Consider the following 25,580-nt stretch of genomic DNA (forward strand, 5'->3'; position numbering starts at 1 on the left):
TGCTTGGGATGCTGACGACCCGATGGCGTTGGCATCCTTGCCTGATCATCACAAGCTTACCCGGTCGCTTGCCGCCGTAAATCAAGTGTTCTCTGGAAGTTGTGCGCTAGTGCCTGCCATAAACAGATCGCTCTGGCTTTCAGCAACCCGCGAACCGGGAACTGACCCAGCCCCCGATTCCGACAGCCGGCGTTGGGGAACTCAGCAGTCGCACTGCGCTGCTGATAGATCTCTTTCGCTGTGGAAGTGCCCATCCGGGCACGCCACCGCTTGACCTCTTCGCTATCGCCTTTCACCGGAGCAAACGGGTCGATCCCCTGGGACTCCTTACGTGTTTGCTCCATGATCGGCAGATACGTTGTGATACCCGCCTGCTCAAGGGCAGTAATGTCGTCCAGCTTCACGAAGCCCCCATCGGCCAGGTACTGCTCGGGAGCCTGCTGGTAGCGCCGCTCAAGTTGATCAATCATCGGCTTCATCTGACCACCGTCAGTTCCCGCATTGACCACCTCCACACCAGCAATCACCAGCGTATCGGTCGTCGTCGCAAACTGTACGTTATAGGCCGGACGAAAGCCCCCATCGGCCATCTTCATCTTGCGTGCTTCGGGGTCGGTGGTCGAAGCGCGTGCTTCGCTACCAGAACCCTTCTTACGACGCTCCATTTTCGGAACGAGCGTTTCACGCTCTTCTAAAGCCGCTTCAATACGCTCCTGCCGCTCACGAGCCGCACGCACCCGTGCTGCCTGTTCACGACGGTTCTCAACCCCGACATCTTCTTCGCTCTCCCTCTGAAGTGTTTCCAGATGTTGCTCCGCCTGGGCGAGGCATTCATCGAGGGTGGGCTTCCTGCGGAAGGAACTCGAACTGGCCGATGCGCGAACACGCATCCCGTCTTGGGCCAGGCTGTTGAGTTCAATGAGTCCCTGGTGCAGCAGCGTGGCCACGCTTTGAGTGAGCAGGTCGTCGAGAAACTCATGGTGTTGGGTGCGAAAGTCGCTCAGCGTATGGTAATTCACGCTCACTTCGCCACAGATCCACAGGTAAGCCAAGTGTTCTTGGCAGAGCTTAGCGAGTCGACGAGCGGAGGTGACTCCCTCGACGGTGGCGAAGAGCCACAATGAGAGGAGTATTTTGGGATCGATCGGATTGCGACCAGCATTCCCATCCACCGCCTTAATCTTCTGATACAAGAGCGTCAGGTCGAGTCCTTCCACGTAGGCCCAAATCAGTCGCGCTGCGTGATCTTCAGCAAGCAATTGATCGAGTGCGAGCGGGCGAAACTCGATCTGTCGTCGCTCAGCACGCTGAAAACGGGCCGTGCCGGTCTGTGTGGTACGTTCCATCAAGAACCTCCATCGCAAAGCATGTTAGAATCAAAGCAGTCACCGATTCTAAATTCTTAGCTGCCGAGTAGGTAGCTGAATAATTCACAAGCTCACAGCGGACCCTACTTGGAACGATTTTCATGAGCGATACCCCCGAAATCATTAAGGCTTACTCTCAAGGCGCAAAGCAGCTTCGCGATGCTGTCAGTCAAGTAGGCAATGACGACTGGGACAAGACGCCGATCTCAGGTAAGTGGTCGATTCGCCAAGTTGTTTGCCATATCGCCGACACTGAGATTGTCTACGCAGACCGGATGAAGCGTATTATCGCCGAGGACAACCCTACGTTTTTTGGGATGGACCCTGATGTGTTTGCGATAGGGCTCGTTTGTGAGCAGCGACCGTGGAAAACAGAGTTAGACGTCATCGAGGCAGTCCGCGCTCACATGCTGCCTATCCTTCGTGCCAGCGACACTCGAACGTTCGAGCGACAAGGCACGCATTCACTCGACGGTCCAATGACGTTGGAAACACTTCTCCAGCGCATCACCGGGCACATCCCCCATCACATCGGTTTTATCGAAGAGAAGTTGCGTGCGATGGATGGATGAATAGTGTGGTGGGACTATGGCCGTTCGTCGGCCCGCAGAGCGGAGCGTACTTTGCTAGAGAATTGGTGCAATATGGGGATCGCGTTCCGCGCGAGGTAGTTGGCTGAGCACGGCTACGGTCCCCAGATGAGTTATGATACCCAGAGGAACAATGAAACGACTGTTCCAGATATCACCGACGTCAGGAGAATCAACCATTTTGTCTTTCGGAGCTATTGCTGGTTTTTCGAAATCAGAGTCCGCTGTTCGGATTCCGTGTGCAACCAGTTTCCCATCGAGGAAGACGGCGATGAGCACCCAGTTCCTTGCACCAAATTCCAAGGGAGTAGAAAGCCTCCAAGTTACCAGGCCAGCCTCAGCCATCGGCTCAGCATGCAACATCAATTTGCTATCCCCAGCTAATTGACACTTCGCCTGGGCAGGGGTCATTCCAAGACTGAGCGAGTCGCGTCGGGCTACTAGCGATTCCTTCGCGGCTGCACTTATATTTCGCCTCTGAAAGAGCAGTGCTAAGCACACAAGCACAATCGCTATGACTATGATTCGGTTGTATTTGTTTTTTCGAATTCTCATTTGTTGGGGCGCGATTGCGATCAACTTTCAGGAAGAAGGGTCCGCGCAACGGACCCTACTTTGCCTTCGCTACCAATCCATACCGGCCAGTAAACCTTTAGTAACGCAAAACAGGATAAAAAACAGAAGCCACCGCCAAGATGGTTGAAGTCGTAAATGGCGAATTCGTTTTTCTTCGCTGAAGGCTGGCTTACTTGATTTAACCTCATTTCGCGGCATGGCTTCTTCGGTTTCTCCGACGGCGATGGTGAATCACGGTGCAAGCACCGCGGCAAAACGCAATTCACTAATCCAGTAAGTCCTGTCGACCCCGGCTAACCTACTCTGCTAAGCCACGCTGCTTCCAAGCGTCTTGCGACTTGTAGAGCGTTTCGTCTTCACCTCGACCATCAGTCCCATGCGGTGGAGGTACTTCGTCAGCTTATCAATCGTCATTTTAGAGACCTTGCCTGTCAGCAAGTCACTGACTTGCGGTTGCTGGATGTCGAGCACCTTGCCGAGTGCTTTAGGCGTGAGTTTCTGTTTCTGCACTTCCTTTTCAATAGCAATTTGAAGGCTCGTCTTTAATTGCAACAAGGCAGCTTCTTCTGGCGGGAAACCTAAGTCTTCGAAGACGTTTCCAGAACTCTTGGTAGGCTTATCGCTTCTTGGCATTGCGTTTCTCCTCTGTGAGCCTTGCTTTGACACTTTTTAAACGATTCTTTGCAGCACTCAGGTCCTTCTTCGGCGTACTTCTGCTCTTTTTCACAAATGAATGCAGAACGTGGAGCTTACCCTCTACAACGCTGAGGTAGATCGTTCGATACCAGCCATTGGTATCACTTTGACGAAGTTCAAACACCCCGACTCCAATGCTCTTCATCGGCCGGCCGTCTTTCGGCTTCATACCTCGACGCACCCGCTCGATGTCCTCGCCGAGTAGTCTGCGAACTTCCTTGGGAAATGAGCGAGCAATATCTCTACTATCGCCTTCCCAAACCAACTCTGCCGGTTCTCTATCATCTTCTGGCACGTCAGTCCCTTCTAATGCAAATTTAATATAACTTATTTGCTATCCAAGTCAAGCCAACTGCACCTTGGTCCGCACTGCGGACCCTACATGAGTGAATCACGGTGCAAGCACCGCGGCGAAATGGGGTCACTAGATCCAGTAAATCCTGTCGATCCCGTCAAACCTATTCAGACTTAACCTCAGCTGAAGCAGACACCACCTCCAGCTTCCAATCTTCAATCGGCGTGCCCTTCAAATCCATATTGCTACAGATGTAATGCAAGCGTTGCGTAGCCGGGCCGGTGGGCGCTGTTTCGAAGAGGCTTTGCAGGAAGTACGGCGGGATCGCTTGGTAGTAAAGGGTCACTTTCACTTGCAGGCGGCTGGTGTCTACGTTTGCTGGCAGCTTCACCTTGTAGGTCACCACGTCCGTGCCGCTGCCATCTTGGTAGCGGGCGTCGTTCTTCGCGACGGGCCCTGGGTGGGTGGCTTTGAGGAACTTACCGTTGAGTGCCGCTCCGGGGCCCTGGGCACTCCAGCCGCGTGGGAGTAGGCGATTGTCTTTAATCGTTTGGCCCGCATGAACGAAACTGGTTGAGAAGCGATGATCGGCCGAGTGCAGGAGCGTTTCGTAAATCTGCACCTGATCGGGTCTCGTGATTACTTCGTGGTGGTGCTGGCAGCATTGCTCGTTGCCGCGGTTGGCTTCCGGGTCGGGATGCTCGTCGAAGAACTCCGATCTCAGCGGTTTCCCCTCGCCATTGAGCAGCACGCCGATCTCGTTAGTGCGGCCCGATGACCACACAATGCGTTCTTCGGAGTCGTTCTCTTGCGGCTTCTCGATAACGAGAAATTCAAGGAACGCTCTACGAAAGCCTACGCCGCTAGGAAAACGATGGCCGACCTTGTTTTTGACTTCGACTTGCGCGATCAACTCTCCGCCAGTTAGATCCGTACTCACCTCGAGCTCTGCCACATCGTTGCGGGCTTGGCGTACGAAGTCTTGCTTGGCGTGAGCGATGTCGCTCGTTGAGCCGGTCATGAAGTCATTCTTGCGCACGCCTAGCACGTCGTCGAACTGGTTGAACATCTCGACCAGGAACACATTCAGGCCGCGGAAGTTGTGCCTTGCGTAGCCTTCCTTGCGGAGGCGAACTTTCAGCTCCTTCAATTCGACAAGGTTCTCCGCATCGGGATACGTGTCGTCCTGAATGGCGGCGATCCGTGTTTCGATCGCCTCCAGATGCAGGTCTAAATCGTCGTTGTGGTAGTCCTTGCTCATATGGCAGTCCTGGCAGGTCTGCGCTTGGGGGTTCTCTGGATTGAACTCGTTCTCGAATTCGCTGTTCAGCCACTCCAGGTAGGTCGACTGCTCGAGATGGTGATGGTACTTCTTGAACAGTGGATTCTGCTCCGCAGCCACTAATTCATCTGTGGTTTCGCCGTCTGCGTAAACCTCGTCGATGATTGGCAGGTTCACCACGTGACACGTACCGCACATTTGGGAACTCTGGATGTACGGGTTGTGCTTCGGCTTGAATCCCAGAGCGTGCTCCATCGAATACGGTGAGATTTCCTTGTCCTCGAACGGCCCGTGTAGCTCGTTGGGATTGCCGACATGGATGTTGCCGGTAATCGAAGTTTCGAGGAAGTACTCCAGATAGTGCCGGTGGTCGTCAGCCGGTTGCTCGCGCGGCTGCATTTGGTGACAGATCGTGCAGCTGATGCCGTCGCGGGCGAGCGCCCCATAACGCCAGTCATCTGGCTTGCCGGAATCGGTGTTGGTGGCGTCTTCGCCATTGGAACCCTGCATGAGTTGAGCCAGTGCGAAGTCGTCCGTACGGCCGCCGTGGTCGTAGTCGTGCTGATGCTTGCCCATCGCCCCGTGGCAGGTGAGGCACGTTTCGACAAGGTTATCGACGAGCACTTTCGCCTGCTCAGGATCGTCGGGGAAGTCGTCTTTGATGAGCTGCATTTCGCTTTCCAACTGGGCAAAAAACACCGGATCGCGCCCGGCAAGGCCCATCGGCGTCCAGCGCCACTCGCCGTAGGGAGATAGATGCACGCCAGCGGCGCCATACTCCGCATTGTCTTCGGTTGGGTGGAACATCGTGGGCCCGAACGGTTCCAGCAAGCCGGCGTGGCAGCTCATGCACTGGTTGGAAGTGACGAACGGCTGACCCTTTTGCGGCGTGGTTTGCTGCGATTGACCCGGGCGGCGCACCACCCAGTCGTGTGTGATGGGCGGTAGGTGCTCAACCGTTCCCCGTTCGCGCGTGGCAATCGCCGGGAAGTATTTTAGAAAAGTTTGGTTCAATTGCGGCACGCATTGCTCAGGATGCGTGGCAGCGCTGCAGCGGGGGTGGCTGCTATTCAATTGCGAGCTCGCCGCACTCTTCAATAGATTCTCGGCAAGCAAGTCTTCGTTGCTCACAGGGTGGGGAGCATCTTCGAGAGTTTCCTCAACCTCCGTCGCAACAGGCTCTTCTACATCAGGACTCTTCCGCCAGGAATCATCCACGCGAAACAGCAACGGCTCGCCTGGGTAGCCTTGGATGTTCCGCAATGCAGCAAACGTGTACTCGTTGGTTTCCCCGTGGCTTTGCGTGGAAGCGTGGCATCGCGTGCAGTAGATCCCAAAGCCGGAGATCGGGTGATCGAATGGGTACTGGTGATTATCGACGACGACTTGATCTTTGGCCGGGTTGCTCCAGAACCAGCCGTCGTGCGAGCCTGCGGCGTCCTTCACCATGATGGTCCAGCTCGAGAGTTGCTTGAACAGTTCGTCGTCGTCGAGCCCCTCCCAACGTGCCGCAGGCGGTTCGTACTGTTCCTTGATAATCATCGCGCCGTCGGGGATGGCGGTCTTCTTGCCGTCTTCCAGCCAGGCGATGATCTCTGGCGAATAGAATATCTTTACCGCTGGGTGCGTGCCGTAGTACTTACCGTTGATGAATGGGCCCGTATCGCGCACATGCTTATCGGGTGCCCAGCCGAGTGACTTGTACTTGCGCTCATTGAGAAACGGGAAGAGGGCTGCCTCGTAGTCGGCCGTACTGAGCGTGCTGGGCAGCGGGAGATCGGCCGGCTTGCCAGTGCTGGGTTGATCGGTACTGGGCTCGTTGGAGACCCGCGTAATCGGTAGTTCATCATTTAATTCCGCATCCTTTTGGCGACTGGCGACGTACATCGCCGCGAAGTCCGCGATCGTGATCCACACGATAATCGCGAGGATGCTACCCAGTATGCCATTGAAAGTGCGAGATGTGGACAAAAGAACTCCCCTTCACTGGAGCCGGTAAGAAAAGCAGAACGCCTATGATACCAGCGCCGAGAGTGGAGGGGCAATCGTGTATCCGCCGAGCTTACATCAGCGAGGGATGGGCGTCCGCATGGCCGCGTTGGCGGAGCTTTTCTACTAAATCAGTCCCGAGTACGCCGCGTAATTTGAAGTGAATCTGAGGGTACTCAACCAGAAAGTCTCGCAGCTTGTCTAGCGGCCAAGAGAGCACCTGGAGTTCTGTCTGGGCGATGACATCGGCACTAGCCGGTGCACCTGTCAGAAATGCCATTTCTCCGAGGAATTGATTCACACGAATGTCCGCCACGTGGCGGCCGTCGATCTGCACGCCGCCGGTTCCTCGAGCAATCAGCATTAACGCATCGACCGACTCATTCTGGCTGAGGAGCTTTGCCTCTGAGGCAACCTGCTTCCAATCGGCCACAGACAAGAGCTTGACGAACTCGCGTGCCGAGAGCGAATTGAACACCTCTCGATAGATCTGCAATTCACGCTCGCCTACGAACACCGGGCGACGTTCCCAAATCAATAAGCCGATTTGCACCAAGTTCACCGCCACAAACAGTGAACACCACGCGATCGGTTGGTACTGCGGAGATGAGTGACAGCAATAGTAGTAGGGCAGCATCGCCGCGATAGCCGCGATGGTAACGATGCGAAGCCAGAGAATATCTCGCACCAAGTAGGCAACTAGATAAAGAATGTTGCCGAAATGAAAACCGTAAAGTGACCAATGCATAAGAGAACCGAAACCAAGAACCAACGGGCCAACCGAGAACAAAACGGACAGACGACAATAGTAGCAGAAATGCCTGCCGAGGGTGATTCCGGCTAAATTCACAAGACAGGTTATAGACAGGATTAACAGGATCGCCAGGATAGAGGGTTCCGCCCGACGAGCCCAAGTCTTGTTCATCCTCAGTAACACGGCAAAGTTCGCTGAAAGTGTCATTCCGAATGGAGTCGAACGACTGAGGAATCCGGCCGGAACCCGGGGTTGACCGGATTCCTCGGTCGGCTAGCCTCCCTTCGGAATGACTCCTGCCTGTCTATCTAAGAGTACAAGCTTTATGACTTGGGATGTTGTCATCGTTGGAGCGGGAGCAGCGGGACTGCTCGCCGGCATTCGCGCCAGCGAGCGAGGGCTGCGCACTTTGCTCCTGGAGAAAAACGCTCGCCCTGGCGTGAAAATCCTGATGTCGGGTGGCACCCGTTGCAATCTTACCCACGCGACCGATGCCCGCGGGATCGTAGAAGCGTATGGCCGCCCCGGGCGATTTCTGCACTCCGCGTTGGCAACTCTCTCGCCAGACGAACTGATCGAGCTTTTTGCCAACGAGGGTGTCGCTACGAAAGTGGAAGATACCGGTAAGGTGTTTCCTGTGAGCAATCGAGCCGCCGATGTGCTAGCGGCCCTCATGGAGCGACTCCAGCGGAGCGGCTGCCAGTTGAATTTGAACGAGCCGCTCACGAAGCTCAGCAAGATCGAGAGCGGCTTCGAGCTGCGAACCTCCAACACGACTTACGAATCCCAGAACGTGATTGTCACGACTGGTGGCAAATCCTACCCCGGTAGCGGCACCACAGGCGACGGCTACGCATGGTTGGAGCAACTGGGACACACGATTGTGCCACCCCGCCCGTCGCTCACTCCCGTGACGACCGATGTCTCCTGGGTGGCAAAGCTCAAGGGAGTCACAATCCCGAAGGTTGGCGTGGGTGTTGTGCCGCTGAAGGATATTCAGCTAGGACAATCCACCGGCAAGCAAAAACCATTGGCCGAGGCGTGCGATTCATTCCTCTTCACGCACTTCGGCCTTTCGGGTCCCGCGATCCTGGACGTGAGCCGTGCCATCACCGGCCACGATAAACCGCGTGAGCTAGCTTTGCGCTGCGACTTCGTCCCCTACCTGAACGGCGAACAACTCTTCATGCAACTACGCCAAGAATGCCAGCAGAACCCGCGCAAGCAAATCGTTACCTTGCTACCGGGTTGGCTGCCGCGACGTTTGGCGGAAACCTTAGTGGAGCTCCTCGACCTGACCGAACGCCGAGCCGCAGAATTGAGTAATCGTCACCTGCGACAGCTAGCAACGGCGATGAAAGAGACGCACATCCCGATCAGCGGCACGCGCGGTTTCAAGAAGGCAGAAGTCACCGCAGGGGGCGTAGCGCTCAAGGAAGTTGATTCCTCAACCATGCAAAGCAAGTTAGTCGCCGGATTGTATTTAGCCGGCGAGATTCTCGACCTCGATGGACCGATCGGCGGCTATAATTTCCAAGCCGCATTCAGCACCGCCTGGCTAGCGGGCTCTTCGGTGGAAGCTGGTGCCTAGTTTCGTAGGGTATGTCGAGTCGAACGAGGCGTACCACGCCCTCGGTTTGTGTTACGCCTCGCTCCACTCGACATACCCTACAGACTGAGAGAATTTCCGAGTATTTTCTTATCCCTTGCGTGAGCTTGTAAACTCTCGGCTCGGGAAGGTTCCTTGGCTCAGGAAATTCCTTCAGTCATCAAATCTCCACACTCGGGTTCTCGAAGCCAAATCGCTCGCCAGCCTTCCAGGCATTACGGTCATTTCCATCGTTGGGAATGCCGCCAGCGTCCTTCAACATGCGTGCGAGGTGCAGGCAATTCCAGGACATGATCGTCGTGTTGCGTTGCGTGAAATCGTTGTCGAAGCCGACACGTCTACCATCGTCCTGCTCATCGCCGTAGGAAGGTCCGGGGCCCGCCTCGCCAATCCAACCACAATCGGCTTGGGGCGGAATGGTGTACCCCAAGTGGTTGAGGGCGAAAGCGATAGTCATTGCCGTGTGCTTGATCCCATCTTCGTTTCCGGTGATGACGCAGCCACCGACTTTGCCGTAGTAAATCGACTGCCCGCGATCGTTGAGTTCTCCTGACATCGCGTAGAGTCGCTCGATGAGAATGCGGCAGATCGAGCTTTCCTCTCCCAGCCAAAGCGGAGTCCCGATGATGAGAATATCAGCTGCGGTGACTTTCTCCCAAAGCGAAGGCCACTCGTCTTTAGCCCAGCCATGTTCGGTCATGTCTGGGTAGATTCCTGGCGGAACGTCGCGAGCAGCCAAATGCAAGTGCTCCACCGATACACCATTCTTCTCCATAATGCCGGCCGATGCATTGAGCAGCAATCGGGTGTGGCTTGCGGTTTCCTTCCGCTTGAGGGATGTATTGACGAAGAGAGCGCGAAGATCAGCGAAATCAGTCATAGAGCACCTTGGGATGGGTAGATTCTGGGAAATCGTGGGGAGTCTCACGTCAGTATTCTTAGGATAATGCGTACCTGCAGCACTCGACAGCCTACCGTCGTAGCCAGTGGATCGTCTGTGGCACGGCTCACCAAACTCGACTGCAGCACTGGTCGGCGACAGAGAAGTGTGTCAACTTAATATCTCTCAACAATTATCCCTGAGCCGAGATGCGTTAGCACTCGGTTTGTCCCTGTGCACGCTCCCACCCGAGTGCCAACACATCTCGGCTCAGAACTCATTGCTACGAATATAACTGCTTTGTCCCACTCTCATTCACACGGCCACGCACACGATCATGGCGTTACCAACTACGGGCGAGCTTTCGCGCTGGGTGTTGCGCTGAATGTGCTCTACGTGCTCGTAGAAGCTGGTTACGGGTTGTATGCCGGCTCGCTGGCACTGCTGTCGGACGCGGGGCATAACCTGAGCGACGTGTTCGGGCTGCTATTGGCCTGGGGCGGGCACGCGTTGGCCCAGAAGCCACCTACAAGCCGTCGGACGTACGGTTATCGGGGCACGACGATTCTGGCAGCTTTCTTGAATGCGCTGTTACTGCTGGTGGCGATTGGTGCGATCTCCTGGGAAGCGATCGGCCGCTTTGGCGACCCGGCACCGACGGCTGGGCTGCCGATTATCATCGTGGCGTCAATCGGCGTGGTGATCAACACGGCGACAGCGCTACTTTTTGTAAGTGGGCGCAAGAGCGATTTGAATTTGCAGGGAGCCTACCTTCACATGGCCGCCGATGCGGCCGTTTCGGTTGGCGTTGTGATCGCCGGCATCGCGATCTACTTCACGCAGCTTGCCTGGATCGATCCGGCAGTTAGCTTGTTGATTGCCGGCGCGATCTTTGCCAGCACCTGGGGCCTATTGCGGGAGTCGATCAACCTCACGACACAAGCGGTTCCTGCCGCGATTGATCCCAATACGGTCACAGACTATCTCGCCAACGTGGCTGGCGTTACCGAAGTTCACGATCTGCACATCTGGGCAATGAGCACCACGGAAGTGGCGCTGACAGTACACCTAGTGAAGCCAGAGTTAGCCGATGAAGACGAATTGCTCTGCGAAATTCAGACTGCGTTGCACGACCACTTCGGCATCGAGCATGCCACGATTCAGATCGAGCGGGGCCACGGACCGATGTGCGATCACGCCTCGCCGGAGCGGGTGTAAGTGGGTAGTGTGCTATTATTGCCGTATGAGAAATTCCACAAAACAAACGCCCTGGTGGGCAAGCTGGCTGATGCTTGCCGTAGGCATCCTGATCATGATGGTGGCGACGAACGTCATTCCCTCCGAAGATGAAAAGTTCCATGTTCCTCGTTGGGTGGTCTTTGTTTGCGGAATGCTGTTTGTGACTCCCGGAATGGCTGAATTGCTGCCGGGAGGGAAGCGAACGGCGAGATTCGCCTTCAGTTTCATGCTGGCGTGCTTCGGAACGATCGGCGGTGCGGTTGCCCTGCTTGGCGACTCTGCAGGCTTCTCCGGGGGGATTCCGTTTGTTTCCCAAGGGACCAATGCCACCATTGCCCGCTGGGTGTTTGGCGGCGGAGCATTGCTATGCTTTCTCTTCGCAGGCCTCGTTCTCTGCGGGAAGGGGAAGATGAGTGGTAACCCCGTCAAGGAAGCTGAAAATGAGCATGAATGAGAATAGGCCTCCTTGGTGGGTGGCATTGATCTTTGGGGCGGTTGGCTCGGCGATGATGCTCGTTGCCGTGGGGGCAATTCCGCTGCTAGAGGAAGACTTTCAAGAGGACCCGGCTTGGTTGCTCTTTGTATGCGGCATCTTGTTTGCTGCAGCCGGTGTGTCGCTAGTTTTACCGACCGAGCCGCGCTGGCTCAGGCTCATTGTCGTCGCAAGTGTCCCGCTTTGTATGTCAATCCTAGGGGCATGGGCTGCGTGCAGTTATGATGCTCGGCTCGATGATGAGGGGTTTCAATTGCCTTTTGTCTCGGAAGAAACCAATACAACGATTGGCAGAGTGATCTTCGGCATGGGAGCGGTTTTTTGCCTATGGTTAACGACGATGGCATTACGCGGCAAAGGTCACGTGGTTGGCGACCAGGGGGATGAAGACCCGTCGAACTAGTGCTTCTCAAGAAGGGTGCAGTTTGACTAGCCAATATTTGGCCGCGATGCTTCTTCGCGCAAGTCGCAGCTCGCCGGCTAGCAGGTTCCAGTGTATGATGACCAGTGGTCAGGCAACTCTTACTTACGGAGACACGACCATGCCAGAAGATATTATCGAGCCCAAGCCGCCCGAAACGGGCGACATGTACCGTTGCGAAAAATGTGATCTCGAGCTGCAAATCACCAAGCCATGCGAATGCGATGCCGAGTGCATGGACCTACAATGCTGCGGCGAGAAACTGAAGAAGGTCACCGAGCCGGAAGTGATGAATCCGTAGGGTAGGGCAGTTTTTTACTCGACGCTTAGCGGCTTTTAACCTGCCATGCGTCGGCCATCGAATGGTATCGTCGCGGGTACCTCGGCCGCCTCGTAGCGGAATTGCATGAGATACGCATCTTCGGGCGAGTCGTCGTAGTAAGCTCGTAGCACGGTTGTGGCTTTGAAGCCACTTTCCTTGAAGAAAAGCTGCGCCGGTAGGTTTGTTTCGCGTACTTCTAGCGATATGCGCGTACGGCGCTGGCTGGAAAGTTTGCTGACCAACTTGTCGACCATCTGACTGCCCACACCGTGGCGCTGAAATCCTTCAGCGACAGCAAAGTTGAGAATGTGCAACCGTGTTTTGTGTAGCTCGTAAATCATAAAGCCGACCACACGCTCGCCATGCTCGGCCACCATGCCGATGCAATTGCGCTGGCGCAGACAACGGATGAAGTCTTCCTCGAACCAAGGGAACTCAAACGCGGTGCGCTCGATGTCGAGTACTTCGCTCATATCGCGACGAATCATCCAGCGAATGTGGACGCGCGTTTGCGGTTGAGCAACTCGCAGCTTGGTGCGTGACTGATTGGTGCTGGAATCTGGTGAGGCACCCATGGCGGAATCCTTCCCTGCCGTAACCGAATGTTGTTGGGACGACGAACGCTTCGAAATGGTATACGCTCGAGCCGGTAATAATCGAATCGATAATGATCGAACGAAGGGCCTGCACAAAGCCAAGCCTCTTCGGATCGAGGCGGACGTTATCAAATGCCGCCCTATGTGCCAACCGTAATTCAGAAGCCAATTGGGCCAACTCTTGGAATGCGAATAGTTCATAGGAGGAGAGTCCGTAGTACAAAGCGTCCCGTATGTAGTTCTACGACCCTCCTATTACAACGGTTTTTATGGCTAATGGGAATATCAGGTTTCGAGTCAGGTTTTCGATTGCGAAATACCGCATGATTGAGGCGACTCTGCCAGCACGAACGGCCTAGGGGGGTACACTTGTGCGGTCCTTCACCAAACGACCAAGAGACCCCAGTTCCCCACCCATCCCGCTTTCCCCCCGTGTTGGCCCGCCGTGCAAGCGCATGCTCAGGCAGTCTCTGCTAAGCCCGTCCCGGATCGAGCTGATGCCAATCAGGTCGACGCTCCTGTAGACACCGCCCAGGCAAAGCGTGCCTATCGCCTCCTAAAAATCGGAGTCGTGGCAACGCTCGCTCTCAGCTGCGCCATTCCCGTATCGTTGAACTTGGTGGATCCCGATCTGTGGGGGCACGTGCAGTACGGACAAGATTGGCTAGAGGACGGGCACTTGCACCGTACCGCCACGCATACCTATACGGCGGTCGATCACCCGTGGATTAATCACGAAAATGCCGCTGAGCTAGTGTTCGCCCTTGGCTACGAGAAGCTGGGCATCTACCCGCTGGTGCTGCTCAAGTGCCTACTGGGCCTGGGCATTCTCACGACGATGGCGCTCGTAGCAAGGCTACACGGCGTGAAGATGATTGCCGCTTGGGCACTGCTGCTACTGGTCGCGGCAAACTTGCAAGCCTTTTTCCCACTGAGACCTCAGCTCCTTAGCTTTCTTCTATTCACCATCGCGATGGTTTGTGTGGATCGCGGGTTTGCCTTCTGGTACGACGAAGGCCGTTCAGGGAGCCGCATGCGACTCAAGTGGCTCTTACCGCTACCGATGATTTTTGCCGTGTGGGTGAATTCCCACGGCGCTTTTGTTGCCGGGTTGGCTATCGTCGGTACGCTGCTGGCCGGGCGAATGATTGAAGCCTGGTTGCGTGAAGGACGAGACTCGCTGAAAACACAAATCACCCTCGCGTTTGTCGGCCTCAGTTGCATTGCCGCTACGTTTGTGAATCCTTACGGACTTGGCATGCACGAGTGGTTGCTGAACTCTCTGGGCGAACCGCGCCCCGAAATCACAGAGTGGGCCGCCCCTTCGATGAGCGATCCTGTATTCTGGCCGTTCGTGACGCTCGCTCTAGTAGTCGTTAGCTGCTTGGTTGGAACGAAACGGACGCGCGACTGGCCGCAGATCGTGGTCTTCGCGCTCGTAGGATGGCAGGCTGCTTCGCACTTGCGACACATCGCCTTTTTCGCGCTGCTGGCTGGCTTCTGGTTGCCCGGACATTTCCAGTCGGCAATCGCCCGCTTGCGACCCACAGGCAATAAGAAGCTGGCCGTGGTGCTACCCTCGCGTCGCGTCCGCAGCGTGATGAGCATTCTGATTCTCGGTGCGATGACGCTGCAAAGCATCGCACTGTTTGGCCGCCTGAGCAACTTTCAAGTATCTCGCGACAAGTATCCTGTGGACGCAATGCAGTACATGGTCGATCACGGCGTGCAGGGCCGGGTAGTCGTGAACTTCAACTGGGCCCAGTACGCGATTGCCGCGCTGTCGCCCCATTCGACGGTTGCCTTCGACGGTCGATTCCGTACCTGCTACCCGCAAGAAGTCGTGGACATGCACTTTGACTTTATCTTTGGGGAGCAGAAAACGCTCCGCCATCGCAGCAAGAATTCACCAACGATCAGCGAGAACCAGTTCCGCATCCTGGATCACCACTCGCCTGATATCGTGCTGCTCGATCGTTCCTACACAAACGCTGCGGACGTCTTGCAACAAGTCGCAAGCCGCCCTTCGCCTGAATGGACGATGCTCTATCGAGATGAAATTGCCGAAGTTTGGGGTCGCACGGTTCGCTTTGCCAATCCTGCGAGTGAAGACTTTATTCCGATCGCGATGAGAGTCGAAAACAACACGCCACTCCAGGGGGCTCTCGACTGGCCCGCACTCCCCGACTACAGCAAGTACAAGCAGGTGCAAGCGTTTCGTGCCCAACGCGACGACGCAAGCCAGCTAGACCAGGTTAGCAATCGCCAAAAGTCGGATATCGGTGCCTAGCACTACGACTTCCCAAATATTCTCGGTTCAAGCAAGACACCCTACCCCATTCCGATGCCATGAAAACTGCGAACACTAAGACAACCGACACGACTTCTGTCTCCGGCCAACTTTCCGGTGCGCCTTACCTCGATGGTGTGAAGCTAGATCAGTCGCACGTTGATCGTATCGAAGCAACGTTCGAGATTGCCGAGCAAACACTAGAAGTTGTGCGAGAGATGGACGCCGCTCCACCCGTCGAAGCACGCAAGAAGACTGACTTGAGTGTCTCGGTAGTGATTCCGGTCTACAACGAGCGCAATACGGTTGTCGAGATTGTTCGTCGCGTGCAAGCGGTGGGCATTCACAAGGAGATCATCCTCGTCGACGATTTTAGCATGGATGGCACGCGCAAGATATTGCTCGAACTGGAGCGCGAGCCGGACATCCACGTGATCCTGCACGGCTACAACCGCGGAAAAGGCGCTGCCTTAAAAACGGCATTCGCCCAAGTCACTGGCGACGTGGTGATGATTCAAGACGCGGACCTCGAGTACAACCCGAACGACCTTCCGCGACTCCTAGAAGCCGTCCAAGCAGGCGCCGATGTGGTCTACGGTTCGCGATTTCTCGAGAACGCTGCCGAAAACGATCCTTCACGCTTGCACCGCTTTGGCAACTGGGCGCTCACCACTGCCTCGAACTACATCACCGGGCAGCAGCTCACCGATATGGAAACCTGCTATAAGGTCTTCCGTCGTGAGGCGCTAGAGCGAGTTAGTATTGAGCAAGAGCGGTTTGGCTTTGAGCCGGAGATCACTGCAAAACTCTCGCAGCTTGGGTACAAGATCGAAGAACACCCGATCAGCTACAACAGTCGTGGCTATGACGCCGGGAAAAAAATCGGCATCGGCGATGCCCTCAGCGCCCTATTCTGCATCGCCAAGTATCGAAAATAACTGGCAGGCTGTGTTCACTGCTCAGGGCAAGGTGTGACTACTTGGCCGGCTCCGCAGAAAGCGGAATTACTGGCGACTCTTCCACCGCCGTAGGGCGTTCGACTTTGCCGAAGAGGTGGCCGCCGTGATTGCCGCCGCTCCAGTATCCGGCGTAGTGATCGCGGTAGATCATCACTCGCGCGTCGAACTGCCCCAGCCCGATGACCGGTGCTTTGTCGACGGTGATCACCGGCGTATCACCGGCCCAGAGAATCGGTAGCGTTAACGGCACGGTGACGTCGTGCTCGCCGTACTGAATTCGTGCTTTGAATAGCCACTGGTTGTTTCCCAAATGCCTGACGGCCGCTAGCTCGTAACGCTCAGCCTGGGGCAGTGCGTCTGCTTGGGTGCTGTCGGTAAATCGACCTACGAGCGTGGCACCGCTAAGCGCTTTTTCGAGCTCTGCGAGACGTGCCTGATGCTTGCTGGCCTTATCGATGGCTAGATCAGCAACCTTCGCCTCAGCAGCCTTTGTTTCGGCTGGCGAAGTCTTAGGAACAGCTATCACCGCTTCGGCGCTGGCAATACCTGGAACCAGTAGCAGGAAATACCCACTGAATAGGTGGCAAATAATGGGCTGCAATAAACGAGACATCGTGATCCTCAATGGCAGATTTCAAGTACGCGATATAGATGCGAGACTGTCATTCTAGCTAGTCGTGGTCGCCAATGCCAAAGTCTCGCACGCATTAGCGAAGTGGCGGGTAGTAGCCGCCGACGTTTAGAAACTGAGTCGCGTGCCCGGTGTTCGCTACACCATCAGTCGCTGAGGGAGCTCCGGGAGGGGCTGCCACCTGGCGAACCTCATTCTGCAGGTTGCGAATTTGGCTTGTCTGCCGCTGCTGGCGTTGTCGCTGTTGGAGTTGAGGACGCACGTAGGCGTAGTAATTTGGGATCGCGAATTCCGATTCTTGGTAGTCCAGCGCCAAGTAAGGACTGATATTCGATTGCTGCGTAACATTCGAGAATGGTTTTCGCTGCGGTCTCGCCGGCGATGTGGCTACGGTTTGAATCGCAGCCGGTTGGCGACGCGCTGTCTGCGTTGGCGGAGTCTGCGTGCGACTACCTGCAAAATAACGCATGGCCGGATTGCTATATCCGTTGGTCCTGCCAAATGCGGAAGGAGTCTGGGTTTGCGCAGATCCTGCCTGGGACAAGCTGAAAAACAGGACCGCACTGCAAATCAAAACACGCATCGAGTAGCTCCTTCAGAAGAGATGCCGACCCATGAGGAGGCCGTACTTTCTTCTTAATCGGCAAAGTCAGTAGGCAAGCTTGCGTGCAACTTCGGAGTTGGCTACATGTGCTAGCACTGTCACTAGCAATAATGGAAACATACGAATATCTCTTGGTCGCTGGCAAGCGAGCTCGACTTTTCTCGCCTACTTTTCCCCTAAGGGTGCGTGGCGATACTTCTTGGGGCACGCCTTGCAGTTGGTGTTGATGCGTAAAGCACAAGAATCCAACAAGCTAATTGCTGGGCCACGGGTGACTCCTTCTCGCCGTCGTAGGATTGCTTCCAACGCTTGAGCCGCCGCCGCCGACTCTTTCAGCAGATACTGGAACCCCGCGGAATCTTGCTGCACATCCGCAGGGCACAGCACTTCAGGCATAGTGCGCAGCAACTCGGAGAAACGGACGAGACACTAGTGAGGCACCGGCAGTGAATATCGACAACTAATTCCTTTCGGAATTCGCATCACTGGTTTCGGCCTACTGTTCGGAATTCGAGCGATCCGTCAGATAACCCAAAATGTCCCGGATCGAAATCACGCCAGTGAGCTTATCACCTTCGAGTATCGGGATGTGGCGGAAGCCACCCAGGTTCATATGATGCAAAGCGAAGGCGATTTTGTCGCGGCCTTGCAGCGTGACGGGCTTGGACGTCATGACGCTGCTGATGGGGCGATCGGCCCGCTCGGCGGCATCGATGTTGATCTTATTGAGCGCGTCGCGTTCGGTGAAGATTCCTTCAAGCTGGTCGTTCTCGACCACCATGACACAGCCGATGCGCTTCTCGACCATCGTTCTTAGTACTTCGGCAATCGTAGCTGATGGGGAGACTGCTAACGGCTCGTTCGGGTTAAGTGACGAGATGCGATCTTTTACCAGACCACGTTCGGTCTCGGAGAGCTCTTGAGCGAGCCCGACGTCGGTCAACGATTGCTGACAATCGTCGCACAGGTCGGAACCTTCGGTGTTTTCTTTTCCACAGAAAGGGCAAACGATCATTTCACGTCCCACGTTTCGCCAGCGTTAAATAAATCATCCAGATTTCCCTTGCCGTGCTGCTTGCGTGCCTCTTCCACCTGAGCGTTAATCATCTCGTCGTATTGCGGGGCTTTTACAGAACGGAACACACCGATTGGCTCGGGGAAGCCGTCCTCGTAACGCATCCGGCTGAGCAAGTAAGCAAGGCTTGGCTCGGGGCTTTTCTCGTCGTGAAACAGCAGGTCGTCTTCCTTGATGCCTTTGCCCAACTCCACGACTTCGGGATCAAGGCCATTGAGGCGAATGCCCTTATCGCGATCCTTGCCGAAAATGAGCGGCTTGCCGTGTTGCAGTTCGAGCGTAGTCTCCAGCTTCGTTTGTCGATTCGTGGCGTACTCCCACGCACCATCGTTGAATACGTTGCAGTTTTGGTACACCTCAAGGAATGCTGTGCCCCGATGCTCGGCAGCGCGCTTGAGCATCTCGCTAAGGTGCTTGATATTCGTGTCAATCGAACGAGCTACAAACGTCGCTTCCGCGCCGATAGCGATCGACAGCGGGTGCAATGGATTGTCGATAGCACCCATCGGGGTGCTTTTGGTTTTCTTCCCCAACGGCGAGGTGGGGGAGTACTGCCCTTTGGTCAAGCCATAGATGCGATTGTTGAACAGAATGATGTTGAGATCCATATTGCGGCGGATGCAATGCATCAAGTGGTTGCCGCCAATGGAAAGGCCGTCGCCGTCGCCGGTGACAACCCAAACTTGCAGGTCGGGACGCGTGGACTTCAATCCCGTGGCTACGGCAGGTGCGCGTCCGTGGATGGAGTGCATGCCGTACGTGTTCATGTAATACGGGAAGCGGCTGGAGCAACCGATACCGCTGATGAATACGATTTTCTCGCGAGGCAGACCCAAGGTCGGTAAGACCTTTTTCATCTGCGCGAGGATCGAGTAGTCGCCGCAACCGGGGCACCAACGGACATCCTGATCGCTGGCAAAGTCAGCTGGCTTGAGGACGGGTAGGGGAGTTTCAATGCTCATTGTCTGTGGTAGCTATTGGTAGGTAGTAGTTAGCTGTTTCAGTGACACGTTTGTCATTACTCGGTCGCTGTTGCTCGCTTGAAATGATATGCCCTCTTGGGCTCTTAGTCCTTCTTCTAAACCATCTCATCAATCTTCGCGCTGATCTCCGCAACGCTGAACGGTTTGCCTTGCACCTTATTAAGCCCTTGTGCATCAACCAGGAAGCGATCGCGGATGATGCTGCGGAGCTGGCCCATGTTGAGTTCGGGGATCAATACCTGTTTGAATCCGTTGAGAATTGCTTCCAGTTCCTTGGGAAACGGATTGATATAACGCAAGTGGCAGTGGCTGACCTTCTTGCCAGCGGCTTGTGCCTTTCGCACGGCTGTCGTACAGCTGCCGTAGGTGCCGCCCCAGCTAAGAACCAGCAAGTCGCCGGTTTTCTCGCCATTGACTTCTTGCTCGGGAATATCGTCGGCCACCAGATCGACCTTCCGCTGACGCACGTCGGTCATGTGCTGGTGATTCTCAGGGTCGTAGCTCACATTGCCCGTACCGTCGGCCTTCTCCAGGCCGCCCAGGCGATGCTCTAGACCAGGCGTGCCAGGCACGGCCCAAGGGCGAGCCAAATTGTCGTCGCGTGTGTAGGGGTCAAACTGCTTGAAGTTTTCGTCGCTGTCATCCTGAGCTTCGGGATGGCTGATCTTGATTTTAGGCAGTTCAGACATCTTGGGAATGCGCCACGGCTCCGACCCGTTTGCGATGTAGCCATCTGTAAGTAGGAATACGGGCATCATGTATTTGCTCGAGATGCGCCACGCTTCTTGAGCAGCATAAAAACAATCGGCAGGTCCGCTGGCAGAGATGATGCACATGGGGCACTCGCCGTTGCGGCCGTACATGGCTTGCCACAGGTCAGACTGCTCTGTTTTGGTAGGTAGTCCCGTCGAAGGTCCGCCGCGTTGCACGTTGATCACGATCATCGGCAACTCGGTAATCACGGCCAAGCCCAAGGCTTCGCCCTTAAGCGCGATGCCTGGGCCGCTACTGGCAGTGACGGCCATGGCGCCAGCAAAGGCGGCACCAATCGTGGAAGTCACGGCAGCGATTTCATCTTCTGCCTGGAAGGTGAGCACGTCGTAGTGCTTGTGCTTGGAAAGTTCGTGCAGAATGTCGCTTGCCGGGGTAATTGGGTAAGCGCCCAAGAACAGACGCTTCTCCGAAAGTTGTGCTGCAGCTAGCAGGCCCCAAGCGAGCGCGGTGTTGCCCATGATATTGCGATACGTGCCGGCCGGGAGTTCGGCCGGATCGACATGGTACTGTGTGTTGATCGCTTCGACGGTCTCACCGTAGTGGAAACCGGCTTTAAGCGCCTTGGTATTCGCCTGGGCGACTTCTGGCTTCTTGCCAAACTTGTTCTCGATGAAGCGTAGTGTGGGATCAAGCGAGCGATCGTAAAGCCAGAATACCAATCCCATTGCGAAGAAGTTACGGCAGCGGTCCGCTTCCTTTTGACTCAGGCCCAAACCCTCGACGGCCAATCGCACGAGCTTGGTCATCTCGACCGAATGCAGTTTGTACTTGTCGAGACTGCCATCTTCGAGTGGGTTGGTGTCGTAACCGGCTTGCTCCAAGCCCTTTTTGTCGAAGGCATCATTGTTGACCAACAGGATGCCATTGTCACGCAGATCGGCCACGTTGGTCGCTAAAGCCGCGGGGTTCATGGCAACCAGGGCATCAACCGTATCGCCCGGGGTGTAGATTTCGTTGCTGGAGAAGTGGATCTGAAAACCAGAAACGCCGGCTTTGGTACCGCGAGGAGCGCGAATTTCGGCCGGAAAGTCGGGAAAGGTCGCCACGTCGTTACCGGCCAGTGCGGAAGTGGTGGTGAACTGAGTTCCGGCCAATTGCATGCCGTCGCCAGAGTCGCCACAGAAGCGAACGGTCGCTTCTTCAACATTAGAGATTTGCTTTTCAGGTGCTGCGGTAGACATTTCGGAGAGTCTTCAGAGTTCAGTTTTCAGTTTTTCTCAAGCGAGCCCGACCGTTCCCCTGCTCAGGGAAATAGAGGTCCAGGAAGTTTCTCGCTGTAGCTTACGCGCCTTCCCGTTCCGAAGTTGCGTTGCGCGGATCGGGTGGGAGATTGTAGATTGTCGAGGGAAAGTGGTCCACCAAGTAGTGCACGATGCCACGCACGGCGATCACACCTTGCGGTTGATTCTTTTCGTCAATCATGGGCAAGTTGCGATAGCCACCGTCGGACATCGTCTTGATCGCATCGCCAACCGTTGTGGTGGTGTTCACGGAAACTGGCTTGGCTGTCATGACCTCGGTGACTTTGCGGTCGAGCATTTCGTCCGCCTGGCCACCCGCGGCTGCGTTCATCGAGCCAAGCGCGTCGCGTTCCGTATAGATGCCTACGATGCCCGCATCGTCGCATACGAGTACGCTGCTCCCCTTCTGCGTGCGCAGAAGTTGCATGACCTCGCGAATCGTGGCTTCGGGAGAAACCAGCAAGGGCTCATCGGGGTAGGCCGCGGTAACGGTATCGGCACTCAGGCTAAGATGAAAGCTCACGGCTTGTAGATCGCACTGCCGGGGGGTCGAGAACACCTCAGTAACCGGGCCATCCGGATGGCGAGGCGTGTCTCTATTCTGGACAACCTACGAATTTACCACGTAGTAGTAGCTGGTAAAACAGGAAAAACTCCCGTTTCGTGTCGAGTTTGCGCAATCAGGGTTTCCGCCTTGCTACGTTGAATCTCCCGCGGCGTCCTCTGCGGGAGGCTTCACGTAGAAGCGTTCGAGGTCGATGCCGCCACGCTGCTCTTCTTCCAGCAGTTGAATCCTCGCATTCATCTGCTCCACACGTCGGGCGAGCGTGGGTAGTAGACGCTCCTCAGGGTCGGCATTGGCCGGCCGCGGCACTGCCGGGTAGCCTAAGTGCCGATGCATTGCGGCAAAGAGCAGCAGCGGGTCTTTCCGCCGGTTGGCCCAGGCAATACGCCCTTCCTGGATGCCAAACAAAATAGGCACAGGGCTTCCGCTCTGCTGGAGATGCTGGTTCCGCTCCAGCGCAAATTCGCTACGAACGTAGAGCAGGTCTGCCAGATCGACCAAACCAATCTGCCGTCGCACCGTGAAAATCCACTCCGCCCACTCGGAGGTGTAACTCGGGTCGGCGGCGATCGCATCGAGCCCTTGGTCGTAGCCCAAGCGATTACGACAGAGCACCTCCAACTGGTAAATAAACAGCCCCTGCCGAGTTGCTTCGGACGCACGATACTCAGCCTCTTTGGCGAGGACTTCCAGGGCTACGCGTAGATCGAATTGCCGCTTGTCGTTCTCCGCCTCGCTCATGACGTAGCACTGAAACGGAGTGAAATAGTGGCCCAGCCGGCGCATGCCATCAGCGAATGCCCCCGTGTGCTTCAACTCGCTCAGAAGAAAGTCGATCGCCATGGGTAGCTTCGTGGTAGCGAGCACTTCCTCGCGCACTGCCGCCAGCACTTCTTGCGCGGGCATATTCTCCTTCATCCGTTCGCCAAGTACCGCGAACAGGTGATGCTGCTCGACGTACTCTTCGCGTTGCAATGGCGAAAGTCTCTGGTTGTCCGAGTCGTTACTCATGGGGTGGCCTGTGCAGGCAACGCGCCGGGGCGCAATTCCTTTTTCAGAAAGGCTAGCGACTTGTTGAGCGATTCCCGATCAAAAACCGTTACGTTGTGGCCCAATTTGGGCGCTACGTAGATCTCTGCGGGTACGCCGACGTTCGTAAGCGAGTCGACCAGATGTTGGGCACTATCTAGCGGCACGAGCTGATCGTTCTCACCGTGAAAGAGGAACATCGGCGGATCGTCTTCACTGGCGTAAACCACGGGCGAAGCGCGGCGGTACTGCTCAGGCTGATCGCGACGGGTACCGCCAAGCCAAAAGGCAAGCCAGCTGTTGTCCAGTGGAATCAAGCGAAAGTCGGAAGGCGTGCCACCACCGGCCACGGCCTGTAGTCGGGTGCTCACGGAGTTGTCTGCCGCGGGGTCTTCAAGCCCGTCTGCAGCATCGCTGGTTCCTAGCAGCGTTACCAGTTGAGCGCCGGCTGAGTAGCCGAAGCCGCCGATACGATTCGGGTCGATCTTCCAAGTCTCGGCTTGCTCACGCATCCAACGGACAGCCGCCTTGCAATCTTCGATTTGTGCGGGGAATTTGTGCTTCGGAGCAAAGCGGTAACTAATGGCAACGGCCGTGAAGCCCTCGCGTGCTAGTCGCTGCGCAATGCCTGTTAGCTGTGCCCGCGTACCCATGTACCAGGCTCCGCCATGGACGACGATCACCCCTGGGTGCGGCCCGGGCGTAGCCGGCATATAGACATCCGCCTTGAGGGGCCCCGACTCACGCTCCACGTACGTCTGGCCATATTTGACGGTAATCTCAGGTTTAGGAACCTTCGGTGTGGCTTCCGTTGCATCAATCGCTGCGGAAATATCCGCGACGAAGAAAAATAGCAGTGCGAAGAAGAGCGGTATGACTCGATGCATGGAATCGATTCCTAAAGGGGGGCTTCCTGGCAGTTTTGTCGCCGCATGGCTCACGGCAACCATTACAGGTATAATCGCCTTGTGGCCAACTGGGCAATGTTAGCTTGGTGAGTGATGCCCAGTTTCCGAAATTCCGCTGCCCTCTGACAGCTAGCAAGTCGGCGGCGCTCTCGAAATCAATTGTCATTGTAGAAAGATCGACGAATCCGTGAGTATTGAATTTTCAACGATTGAAGTCGCCGTTGCGGCTATCCGAGATGGCCGGGTGATTATTGTGGCCGATGCGGAGGATCGCGAGAACGAGGGCGATTTCGTCTGCGCCGCCGAGAAAGTCACTCCTGAGAGCGTGAATTTTATGATCACTCACGGTCGGGGGCAGCTGTGCATGCCGATACTTCCCGATGTGAGTAAGCGACTACTGCTGTCACCTATGGTCGAAGCCAATACGGCTCCGCTAGGCACCAATTATACCGTGCCGGTCGATCACTGCACCTCGCGTACGGGCATCACTGCGGGCGAACGAGCCAAGACAATTCAAGCACTGTGTGACCCCACGAGTGTGCCAAGCGACTTCCATCGGCCGGGACATCTCTTCCCGCTCGTTGCCAAAGAGGGCGGCGTGCTTCGTCGCGCAGGGCATACCGAAGCGGCCGTTGATTTGGCTCGCATGGCAGGACTTACTCCGGCCGGTGCGTTGTGTGAAATTCTCGACGAGCAGGGCGACCGTGCCAGCCGCCCGCGTTTGTTGGAGCTAGCCCAAGAATTCGATCTGCCAATTATCTCGATCGAGCAACTCATCGCGTATCGCCGCGTGCGCGAGAAGCTCGTCTATCGTCAGGCGGAAGCGCGTCTGCCCACCAAGTACGGCGATGGCACGATCATTGCCTACGGCGTGAAGTACGAGTCCCAAGAACCGGTTGCCTATGTGATCGGCGATCCGACAAGCGTAGCCGCTCCGCTGGTAAGGCTTCATAGTTCTTGCTTCACGGGCGATTTATTAGAATCGTTGCGTTGCGACTGCGGTGACCAATTGCACATGGCGCTCGATATGATCAGTCGCGAAGGATGCGGCGTGCTGGTGTACTTGCCTCAAGAAGGTCGCGGAATCGGACTGGTCGAAAAGATTAAGGCTTACGCTCTTCAGGACGAGGGGCTCGACACGGTCGAGGCAAACGTAGCCCTAGGTTTTAAGGCAGACCCACGCGACTACGGCGTCGGTATCCAGCTCCTCAAGGACTTGGGCCTCAACAAGGTTCGACTCCTCACAAACAATCCGAAAAAGACGGACGCCTTCATCTACGGTGGATTCGATCTTCACGTGGTCGATCAAGTGCCGATCGTGCCACCGATCACCGAGCACAACGCGGCCTACATGGCAGCAAAACGCGACAAAATGGGGCACGAGTTACCAAGGGATTGACGAGCGCCGCGCT

Annotated in this window: 26 protein-coding genes; 9 read left to right on the top strand and 17 right to left on the bottom strand. The window is 55.9% G+C overall.

Going from position 1 to position 25,580, the window contains the following annotated elements; all coding sequences use genetic code 11:
• Window positions 1-56: 56 nt before the first annotated feature.
• A complete protein-coding gene (locus HG15A2_RS02700; protein ID WP_145057588.1) occupies window positions 57-1,346 on the bottom strand; it encodes an IS1182 family transposase in 1,290 nt (429 codons plus the stop codon).
• 122 nt (window positions 1,347-1,468) lie between these two features.
• Between HG15A2_RS02700 and HG15A2_RS02705 the strand changes: the two genes are divergently transcribed.
• Complete coding sequence (locus HG15A2_RS02705) at window positions 1,469-1,939, top strand: DinB family protein (protein WP_145057590.1); 471 nt, start codon at window positions 1,469-1,471, stop codon at window positions 1,937-1,939.
• Window positions 1,940-1,993: 54 nt separating this feature from the next.
• On the opposite strand, the gene HG15A2_RS02710 is transcribed toward HG15A2_RS02705, so the two are convergent.
• The 5 genes from HG15A2_RS02710 to HG15A2_RS02730 form a co-directional block, all read right to left on the bottom strand.
• Complete coding sequence (locus tag HG15A2_RS02710) at window positions 1,994-2,512, bottom strand: hypothetical protein (RefSeq protein ID WP_145057592.1); 519 nt, start codon at window positions 2,510-2,512, stop codon at window positions 1,994-1,996.
• Between the two features lie 327 nt (window positions 2,513-2,839).
• Window positions 2,840-3,166 carry a helix-turn-helix domain-containing protein gene (locus HG15A2_RS02715; RefSeq protein ID WP_145057593.1) on the bottom strand — a complete coding sequence of 109 codons (327 nt, stop codon included), beginning with the start codon at window positions 3,164-3,166 and terminating at the stop codon, window positions 2,840-2,842.
• Window positions 3,150-3,524, bottom strand: a complete 375-nt coding sequence (locus HG15A2_RS02720) for a type II toxin-antitoxin system RelE/ParE family toxin (protein ID WP_218932285.1) — start codon at window positions 3,522-3,524, stop codon at window positions 3,150-3,152. Before HG15A2_RS02720 ends, HG15A2_RS02715 begins: the two co-directional genes overlap by 17 nt.
• A gap of 163 nt (window positions 3,525-3,687) precedes the next feature.
• On the bottom strand, window positions 3,688-6,777 hold the full coding sequence (locus HG15A2_RS02725; protein ID WP_145057597.1) for a hypothetical protein: 3,090 nt from the start codon (window positions 6,775-6,777) through the stop codon (window positions 3,688-3,690).
• A gap of 91 nt (window positions 6,778-6,868) precedes the next feature.
• Window positions 6,869-7,543: a cyclic nucleotide-binding domain-containing protein gene (locus HG15A2_RS02730; RefSeq protein ID WP_218932286.1), complete on the bottom strand. Its 675-nt coding sequence runs from the start codon at window positions 7,541-7,543 to the stop codon at window positions 6,869-6,871.
• A 331-nt stretch (window positions 7,544-7,874) separates the two neighbouring features.
• Here HG15A2_RS02730 and HG15A2_RS02735 point away from each other — a divergent pair, with 331 nt between their 5' ends.
• A complete protein-coding gene (locus HG15A2_RS02735; protein ID WP_145057601.1) occupies window positions 7,875-9,140 on the top strand; it encodes a BaiN/RdsA family NAD(P)/FAD-dependent oxidoreductase in 1,266 nt (421 codons plus the stop codon).
• A gap of 178 nt (window positions 9,141-9,318) precedes the next feature.
• Here the strand turns inward: HG15A2_RS02735 and HG15A2_RS02740 are convergent, their stop codons facing one another.
• Window positions 9,319-10,038, bottom strand: a complete 720-nt coding sequence (locus tag HG15A2_RS02740) for a flavodoxin family protein (protein ID WP_145057603.1) — start codon at window positions 10,036-10,038, stop codon at window positions 9,319-9,321.
• A gap of 300 nt (window positions 10,039-10,338) precedes the next feature.
• Between HG15A2_RS02740 and HG15A2_RS02745 the strand changes: the two genes are divergently transcribed.
• The 4 genes from HG15A2_RS02745 (at window position 10,339) to HG15A2_RS02760 (ending at window position 12,492) form a co-directional block, all read left to right on the top strand.
• Window positions 10,339-11,256: a cation diffusion facilitator family transporter gene (locus tag HG15A2_RS02745; RefSeq protein ID WP_145057606.1), complete on the top strand. Its 918-nt coding sequence runs from the start codon at window positions 10,339-10,341 to the stop codon at window positions 11,254-11,256.
• 25 nt (window positions 11,257-11,281) lie between these two features.
• A complete protein-coding gene (locus HG15A2_RS02750; protein ID WP_145057608.1) occupies window positions 11,282-11,731 on the top strand; it encodes a hypothetical protein in 450 nt (149 codons plus the stop codon).
• On the top strand, window positions 11,718-12,173 hold the full coding sequence (locus HG15A2_RS02755; RefSeq protein ID WP_145057610.1) for a hypothetical protein: 456 nt from the start codon (window positions 11,718-11,720) through the stop codon (window positions 12,171-12,173). The genes HG15A2_RS02750 and HG15A2_RS02755 overlap by 14 nt, the downstream gene beginning before the upstream one ends.
• A 139-nt stretch (window positions 12,174-12,312) precedes the next feature.
• On the top strand, window positions 12,313-12,492 hold the full coding sequence (locus tag HG15A2_RS02760) for a hypothetical protein (protein WP_145057612.1): 180 nt from the start codon (window positions 12,313-12,315) through the stop codon (window positions 12,490-12,492).
• 35 nt (window positions 12,493-12,527) lie between these two features.
• On the opposite strand, the gene rimI is transcribed toward HG15A2_RS02760, so the two are convergent.
• Window positions 12,528-13,088 carry a ribosomal protein S18-alanine N-acetyltransferase gene (gene rimI / locus HG15A2_RS02765; RefSeq protein WP_246117863.1) on the bottom strand — a complete coding sequence of 187 codons (561 nt, stop codon included), beginning with the start codon at window positions 13,086-13,088 and terminating at the stop codon, window positions 12,528-12,530.
• Between the two features lie 466 nt (window positions 13,089-13,554).
• On the opposite strand from rimI, the gene HG15A2_RS02770 reads away from it, so the two are divergent.
• Together HG15A2_RS02770 and HG15A2_RS02775 are read left to right on the top strand one after the other, a co-directional pair.
• Window positions 13,555-15,399, top strand: a complete 1,845-nt coding sequence (locus HG15A2_RS02770) for a hypothetical protein (protein WP_145057614.1) — start codon at window positions 13,555-13,557, stop codon at window positions 15,397-15,399.
• 59 nt (window positions 15,400-15,458) lie between these two features.
• The gene (locus HG15A2_RS02775) at window positions 15,459-16,337 is read left to right on the top strand and encodes a glycosyltransferase family 2 protein (protein WP_218932287.1); all 879 of its coding nucleotides are present in this window, start codon (window positions 15,459-15,461) and stop codon (window positions 16,335-16,337) included.
• Window positions 16,338-16,374: 37 nt separating this feature from the next.
• Here the strand turns inward: HG15A2_RS02775 and HG15A2_RS02780 are convergent, their stop codons facing one another.
• The 9 genes from HG15A2_RS02780 to HG15A2_RS02820 all read right to left on the bottom strand — a co-directional run bounded on the left by HG15A2_RS02780 (window position 16,375) and on the right by HG15A2_RS02820 (window position 24,147).
• Window positions 16,375-16,971 carry a hypothetical protein gene (locus tag HG15A2_RS02780; protein WP_145057617.1) on the bottom strand — a complete coding sequence of 199 codons (597 nt, stop codon included), beginning with the start codon at window positions 16,969-16,971 and terminating at the stop codon, window positions 16,375-16,377.
• Between the two features lie 94 nt (window positions 16,972-17,065).
• Window positions 17,066-17,572 carry a hypothetical protein gene (locus HG15A2_RS02785; protein ID WP_145057619.1) on the bottom strand — a complete coding sequence of 169 codons (507 nt, stop codon included), beginning with the start codon at window positions 17,570-17,572 and terminating at the stop codon, window positions 17,066-17,068.
• 186 nt (window positions 17,573-17,758) lie between these two features.
• Window positions 17,759-17,989 carry a hypothetical protein gene (locus HG15A2_RS02790; protein WP_145057621.1) on the bottom strand — a complete coding sequence of 77 codons (231 nt, stop codon included), beginning with the start codon at window positions 17,987-17,989 and terminating at the stop codon, window positions 17,759-17,761.
• Between the two features lie 100 nt (window positions 17,990-18,089).
• A complete protein-coding gene (locus tag HG15A2_RS02795) occupies window positions 18,090-18,608 on the bottom strand; it encodes a CBS domain-containing protein (protein ID WP_145057623.1) in 519 nt (172 codons plus the stop codon).
• A complete protein-coding gene (locus HG15A2_RS02800; protein WP_145057625.1) occupies window positions 18,605-19,630 on the bottom strand; it encodes a 2-oxoacid:ferredoxin oxidoreductase subunit beta in 1,026 nt (341 codons plus the stop codon). Before HG15A2_RS02800 ends, HG15A2_RS02795 begins: the two co-directional genes overlap by 4 nt.
• A gap of 116 nt (window positions 19,631-19,746) precedes the next feature.
• Window positions 19,747-21,606: a 2-oxoacid:acceptor oxidoreductase subunit alpha gene (locus HG15A2_RS02805; RefSeq protein WP_145057627.1), complete on the bottom strand. Its 1,860-nt coding sequence runs from the start codon at window positions 21,604-21,606 to the stop codon at window positions 19,747-19,749.
• Window positions 21,607-21,706: 100 nt separating this feature from the next.
• Window positions 21,707-22,189, bottom strand: a complete 483-nt coding sequence (locus HG15A2_RS02810; protein ID WP_145057629.1) for a CBS domain-containing protein — start codon at window positions 22,187-22,189, stop codon at window positions 21,707-21,709.
• Window positions 22,190-22,363: 174 nt separating this feature from the next.
• Window positions 22,364-23,242 (bottom strand): hypothetical protein, encoded by an 879-nt coding sequence (locus HG15A2_RS02815; protein WP_145057631.1) that lies wholly within the window; start codon window positions 23,240-23,242, stop codon window positions 22,364-22,366.
• Window positions 23,239-24,147: an alpha/beta hydrolase gene (locus HG15A2_RS02820; protein ID WP_218932288.1), complete on the bottom strand. Its 909-nt coding sequence runs from the start codon at window positions 24,145-24,147 to the stop codon at window positions 23,239-23,241. The genes HG15A2_RS02815 and HG15A2_RS02820 overlap by 4 nt, the downstream gene beginning before the upstream one ends.
• Window positions 24,148-24,355: 208 nt before the next feature.
• On the opposite strand from HG15A2_RS02820, the gene ribB reads away from it, so the two are divergent.
• On the top strand, window positions 24,356-25,567 hold the full coding sequence (ribB, locus tag HG15A2_RS02825; RefSeq protein ID WP_145057635.1) for a 3,4-dihydroxy-2-butanone-4-phosphate synthase: 1,212 nt from the start codon (window positions 24,356-24,358) through the stop codon (window positions 25,565-25,567).
• Window positions 25,568-25,580 lie beyond the last annotated feature (13 nt).

Origin of the sequence: Adhaeretor mobilis, from assembly GCF_007741515.1 — a bacterium.
Classification (GTDB): domain Bacteria; phylum Planctomycetota; class Planctomycetia; order Pirellulales; family Lacipirellulaceae; genus Adhaeretor; species Adhaeretor mobilis.

Excerpts from the sequence above, each read along its gene's own strand:
- HG15A2_RS02715 (WP_145057593.1), bottom strand. The coding sequence starts at position 3,166 with ATGCCAAGAAGCGATAAGCCTACCAAGAGTTCTGGAAACGTCTTCGAA.
- HG15A2_RS02705 (WP_145057590.1), top strand. The coding sequence starts at position 1,469 with ATGAGCGATACCCCCGAAATCATTAAGGCTTACTCTCAAGGCGCAAAG.
- HG15A2_RS02750 (WP_145057608.1), top strand. The coding sequence starts at position 11,282 with ATGAGAAATTCCACAAAACAAACGCCCTGGTGGGCAAGCTGGCTGATG.
- HG15A2_RS02800 (WP_145057625.1), bottom strand. The coding sequence starts at position 19,630 with ATGAGCATTGAAACTCCCCTACCCGTCCTCAAGCCAGCTGACTTTGCC.
- HG15A2_RS02820 (WP_218932288.1), bottom strand. The coding sequence starts at position 24,147 with ATGCATCGAGTCATACCGCTCTTCTTCGCACTGCTATTTTTCTTCGTC.
- HG15A2_RS02740 (WP_145057603.1), bottom strand. The coding sequence starts at position 10,038 with ATGACTGATTTCGCTGATCTTCGCGCTCTCTTCGTCAATACATCCCTC.
- HG15A2_RS02700 (WP_145057588.1), bottom strand. The coding sequence starts at position 1,346 with ATGGAACGTACCACACAGACCGGCACGGCCCGTTTTCAGCGTGCTGAG.
- HG15A2_RS02710 (WP_145057592.1), bottom strand. The coding sequence starts at position 2,512 with ATGAGAATTCGAAAAAACAAATACAACCGAATCATAGTCATAGCGATT.
- rimI (WP_246117863.1), bottom strand. The coding sequence starts at position 13,088 with ATGGGTGCCTCACCAGATTCCAGCACCAATCAGTCACGCACCAAGCTG.
- HG15A2_RS02755 (WP_145057610.1), top strand. The coding sequence starts at position 11,718 with ATGAGCATGAATGAGAATAGGCCTCCTTGGTGGGTGGCATTGATCTTT.
- HG15A2_RS02785 (WP_145057619.1), bottom strand. The coding sequence starts at position 17,572 with ATGCGTGTTTTGATTTGCAGTGCGGTCCTGTTTTTCAGCTTGTCCCAG.
- HG15A2_RS02735 (WP_145057601.1), top strand. The coding sequence starts at position 7,875 with ATGACTTGGGATGTTGTCATCGTTGGAGCGGGAGCAGCGGGACTGCTC.
- HG15A2_RS02790 (WP_145057621.1), bottom strand. The coding sequence starts at position 17,989 with ATGCCTGAAGTGCTGTGCCCTGCGGATGTGCAGCAAGATTCCGCGGGG.
- HG15A2_RS02775 (WP_218932287.1), top strand. The coding sequence starts at position 15,459 with ATGAAAACTGCGAACACTAAGACAACCGACACGACTTCTGTCTCCGGC.
- HG15A2_RS02730 (WP_218932286.1), bottom strand. The coding sequence starts at position 7,543 with ATGCATTGGTCACTTTACGGTTTTCATTTCGGCAACATTCTTTATCTA.
- HG15A2_RS02780 (WP_145057617.1), bottom strand. The coding sequence starts at position 16,971 with ATGTCTCGTTTATTGCAGCCCATTATTTGCCACCTATTCAGTGGGTAT.
- HG15A2_RS02795 (WP_145057623.1), bottom strand. The coding sequence starts at position 18,608 with ATGATCGTTTGCCCTTTCTGTGGAAAAGAAAACACCGAAGGTTCCGAC.
- HG15A2_RS02805 (WP_145057627.1), bottom strand. The coding sequence starts at position 21,606 with ATGTCTACCGCAGCACCTGAAAAGCAAATCTCTAATGTTGAAGAAGCG.
- HG15A2_RS02760 (WP_145057612.1), top strand. The coding sequence starts at position 12,313 with ATGCCAGAAGATATTATCGAGCCCAAGCCGCCCGAAACGGGCGACATG.
- HG15A2_RS02815 (WP_145057631.1), bottom strand. The coding sequence starts at position 23,242 with ATGAGTAACGACTCGGACAACCAGAGACTTTCGCCATTGCAACGCGAA.